Origin of the sequence: Shewanella sp., assembly GCF_051658185.1 — a bacterium.
Lineage (GTDB): Bacteria > Pseudomonadota > Gammaproteobacteria > Enterobacterales > Shewanellaceae > Shewanella.
The window spans coordinates 1-4,796 of the sequence record NZ_JBOFMC010000386.1 but is presented as its reverse complement, the minus strand read 5'-3'; the positions used below and the strand labels follow the sequence as shown (position 1 = coordinate 4,796).

The window sequence follows — 4,796 nt, the reverse complement described above, 5'->3', positions numbered from 1 at the left end:
GCGTGGTTTGGAGATCATGCAGGACAGCAAGGCCGATGCCTTGCGCAAAGAACTTGAAGAAGGTATGAAATCTTTCGCATTGTCGATTCTGCAGAGCGAATCAGGCATTGCTACAGCAGAAGAAGCCAAGCGCGAGCAGGCCTTCAATACCTTGGTAACATTCATGATGAGCTTCGCCAGCCGCACCGGGGTACGCGACCGTCTCAATATCTTTACCACTAACTACGACCGATTGATTGAGGCGGGGGCCGAACTGGCTGGACTGCACCTGCTGGATCGCTTCTTGGGTAACCTGATGCCAATCTTTCGCTCGTCTCGACTCGATCTGGATATGCACTACAATCCACCGGGTATTCGAGGAGAGCCTCGTTATTTAGAAGGAGTAGCACGTTTTACTAAGCTCCATGGCTCTGTAGACTGGGTGCAGACAGGCAAGGACATTCGCCGCATCGGTCTGCCGTTTGGGGCCAAAAATGTTACTCCCTACATACAGGCACCGGGACTTGGAGGAGTAAATGCCAACAAGTTGATGATTTATCCGAATGCCGCCAAAGACCGTGAAACCGCCGATTACCCCTATGTGGAGCTGTTTCGCGATCTGGCTGCGGCCGTTTGTCGTCCTAACAGTACCTTGGTGACCTATGGCTACAGCTTTGGCGATGAGCATATCAACCGCGTGATCCGCGACATGCTGACCATTCCGTCAACCCATCTGGTCGTTATTTCTTACGACGATCAGCTTGGGCGCATCATGAAAACCTATGAAGAGATGGGCAGACCCTCGCAAATCAGCCTGTTGATTGGCCCAGCATTGGCCGATCTGGCGACATTGACTGAAAACTATTTACCTAAAGCGGCGATAGATAAGACGACCTTCCGCATGAGTGAACTACTTAAGCAACGCTGGGGAACTGTGCAAGCAGACGATGCCACAAAACCGCTCGCAGTGTCAGGCGATGTAGCTACAGATCTTGCTGTGACAGGGGCGATAGCATGACGCTTTCTCCTTTAGCTTTTGCTGATTCACTACGTATTGGTACCGTTGATTTTGTTTCCCCTGATGAAATTAAGGTGTTACTCGATATTGAAGCGCCAGATGGTGTGGCGCTAAATACCGGTACCCCTCGCGCATTTCCTAGGGTTAATGGTTATGTGCTGATCCCCAGTGATAATGGCCAACTTGTGGCTCAAATCGAATGGATCACGATTGAGCGATCGCCTTATCCAAAACGCAAAGGAATGCAGGACTTTGGTCTGGTCGATTTGCCCTTCCCACTGCGTAAAATGAGCTTGAACCCATTAGGTGTGCTGGCTCAAGGTAGCAAGAATAATCAAGGTGAGGATCAGTATCGCTTTAGTCGTGGCGTTGAAAGTTACCCCACAGTGGGAGATGCCGTGCTGCTGCCTACGCCAACTCAGCTACGCGCCATCGTTGAATCAGGCGATCACCGCCACGTTAAAATTGGCACGAGTCCTCTTGCAGCCAATGCCGAGGTAAAAATTGACCCAGATCGCCTGTTTGGTCGTCATTTGGCCGTATTGGGTAATACCGGTAGTGGGAAATCTTGCTCGGTGGCAGGCCTGATCCGTTGGTCTCTGGAGGCGGCGGAGAAAAAACGAGGCGCGAAACCAAACGCACGCTTTATTGTTCTTGACCCTAATGGTGAATATGCAAAAACCTTTCAAGATCTGGGAGACGTGCGTGTGTATGCGGTTGAGTCCAGTGAAGGCATTGAGCAGCTGCAAGTCCCTTTATGGTTTTGGAATAGTGCCGAGTGGAGTGCGTTTACTCAAGCAAGTGAAAAAGCACAACGTCCGCTGTTACGCAGGGCTCTTCGAGAGATGCGCAGTAGTACCGATGTAACAGAAGATGCCATCTTTACTCTTCGCCGAAAAATCAGCTCCATTTTAATCACCTTGAAGGCTCAGCTCCGTAATGGTGATAATTATGAAGGCTGGAAGTTTGGTCCCAAACTGCAGGCCTTTGTTGAAGACCTTGAAACATATATTCAGGAGTTTTCTACCCACGGGGATGATTTGGAGTTACTTACCAATCAAGTACGCGCACTACTAAATCGACCGCAGCAAACCTATCGGAAACAAAATGGACAGACCGGATACAATGACTTCCCAGCGACTGCGGTAGATGCTGTAATTTCCCATTTTTACGGGTTTCTTACGAGCATTGGTGGGATCGTTTATCAAGAGGGACCCAACGAGGATGCACCGCTACCCTTCAATGGTGCCCAATTTGCCGACCATCTGGAAACATTGGCTAGTCAGGAATCAAATTCACAATATTTTGACTTCTTGATTATGCGAATCCGTACCATGTTATCGGATTCGAGAATAAAACAGATTGTGACAGGTATGGACGATATGTCCTTGGTTGACTGGCTTGAAAATCATATCGGTGACAATCAAGCCTCCAATGGCTCGGTGACCGTTATCGATCTTTCGCTGGTGCCTGCCGAAGTGGTGCATATTATTACCGCTGTGATTGCGCGGATGACACTCGAATCTTTGCAGCGCTATCGAAAATTAAATCATGGTAAAACGCTGCCCACCGTACTGGTGATGGAAGAGGCGCATACCTTTATTAAGCGCTATAAAGAGGATGCTGAAAGTGCAAATTCCGCCGCCATCTGCTGCCAGGTATTCGAGAAGATCGCCCGTGAAGGTCGCAAGTTTGGGCTCGGCTTGGTGCTCTCCTCGCAGCGCCCCAGTGAGCTCTCGCCAACCGTGCTCTCCCAATGCAACAGCTATTTACTGCATCGCATCAGTAACGACCGCGATCAAGAGCTAGTTCATAAATTAGTGCCTGATAATCTGCGTGGATTGCTACGCGATTTGCCATCGCTACCTTCTCGCCACGCCATCTTGATGGGTTGGGCTAGCGAATTGCCTGTGTTGGTACAAATAAATGCCTTGTCTGAGGCGCATCGCCCTAAATCCGATGATCCCGATTTTTGGGCGGTTTGGTCGGGTAAAGACAATAAAGGCGAGGCGGTCGAGCGCACAGTGAATTGGAAAAAAATTGCAGACGACTGGCAGCAAGTTAGCAGTGAAGACAAGCAACTAAATTCAGATCAAGAGGTGGCCAATGAGCCAACAAGAAAATAACAACATGCAACAACACTTTTACCGCGCCTCGGCAGCGGATTTTGGCAAAATCCCGGGGAGCCCGGTGGCGTATTGGGTAGATGAGAAAGTAATGGACTTGTTCAAAGCTAATGAGTCTTTGGGCAAAACGACAAAACCGATGATCGGTATGAGAACGGGTAATAATGATAGATTTATGCGTTATTGGTTTGAGGTGCCAGTATCTAACGTAGAATTTAATGCTAAAAATGCTGAATTTGGGAGGGAATCAGGTAAGAAATGGTTCCCGTATCAAAAAGGGGGGTCTTTTAGACGATGGTATGGTAACGTCGAGTATATTGTTAATTGGTATGATGATGGTTATGAGATAAAATCATCTACATTAGAAAAATACCCCCAATTATCATGGGATAATTTGGGTTGGAAAATTTCTAATGAAAAGCATTTCTTTAAACCTGCAATAACATGGACAGCGACTAGTTCATCTTATTTTGGTGTTAGATTTTCTCCGCAAGGTTGTTTGTTTGATGTTAAAGGTTCATTTTGCGTACCCAATGAGAGCGATTTGCATATTATTTTGGGTGTAATGGGGTCAGTATTTGCATCTAATATATTGAAGGTGTTAAACCCTACGATTGAGGTGCAGCCCAGTGACATTAGCTTAATACCGCTTTTAATGGATAGATTAAAGCCTGTAAGAAGTTCTATTGAACAGCGTGTAAGAGAATTAATAGAGATTTCTAAACTTGACTGGGATTCTTCTGAGTGTTCTATGGACTTTGCTTCAATGCATCTCATTGGTAAGGCTTGTAATCTTATTAACTCAGTCAATATAGCAAATGTTTACCAAGAATTTATTGAAAGAAACGAACGGCTTATAAGTGCTTTTGCAACATCTGAAAAAACCCTTAATAGTGAAATTACTAATGCATACGGTATTGCGGATCTATATGACGTTAATACACCATTGAATATGTTGACTCTTAATGTAAATCTAGCCTATCGATATAGGGGTAATTTATCTGATATTGAAAAAAATCAAAGGTATCAGTCCGATACCATCTGCGAACTGATCTCCTACGCCATCGGTTGCATGATGGGCCGCTATTCGCTCGACAGTGAAGGGCTGGTTTACGCTCATGCCGGAAATGAAGGCTTTAAAGCGCTGGTGGAGGACGGGGCCTATGCCACCTTTGCCGCCGATGACGATGGCATTTTGCCGTTAACCAGCGAGAACTGGTTTGCAGATGATGTGGCAGCGCGCATCGAAGCCTTTGTCGCCAGCGTCTGGGGTAAAGAGCACCTTGAAGAGAACCTTAACTTTATTGCCGACAGCCTGACCCTCTACGCGCTGAAGCCGGTGAAAAAGGGCGGCGAAACCGCCCGCGAGACCCTGCGCCGTTATCTCTCAACCCAGTTTTATAAAGACCACCTGAAAACCTACAAGAAGCGCCCGATCTATTGGCTGTTTAGCTCCGGCAAGGAGAAGGCCTTTGAGTGTCTGGTCTATCTGCACCGTTATAACGAGTCCACCTTGCCACGCATGCGCACCGAGTACGTGACGCCGTTATTAGGCCAACTCACCGGACGTATTGCACGTTTAGTGTTGCAACAAGCTGATGCCAGCACCAGTGAAGCCAAGCGCTTAGAAAAAGAGCACGTTCAGCTCAGCAAACAATTACAAGAACTGCGCG

The 4,796-nt window shown here is 47.3% G+C and carries 3 protein-coding genes; all 3 read left to right on the top strand.

Annotation, left to right across the window (positions count from 1 at the left end; translation table 11 throughout):
* A partial coding sequence (locus ACRCZA_RS14440) for an SIR2 family protein (protein WP_438675100.1) occupies window positions 1-997 on the top strand: 997 nt, incomplete at its 5' end.
* Entirely contained in the window at window positions 994-3,123 is a 2,130-nt protein-coding gene (locus ACRCZA_RS14435; RefSeq protein WP_438675099.1) for an ATP-binding protein, read from the top strand. The genes ACRCZA_RS14440 and ACRCZA_RS14435, both read left to right, overlap by 4 nt.
* The coding region (pglX, locus tag ACRCZA_RS14430; protein ID WP_438675098.1) for a BREX-1 system adenine-specific DNA-methyltransferase PglX at window positions 3,104-4,796 on the top strand (1,693 nt) is incomplete at its 3' end. The genes ACRCZA_RS14435 and pglX, both read left to right, overlap by 20 nt.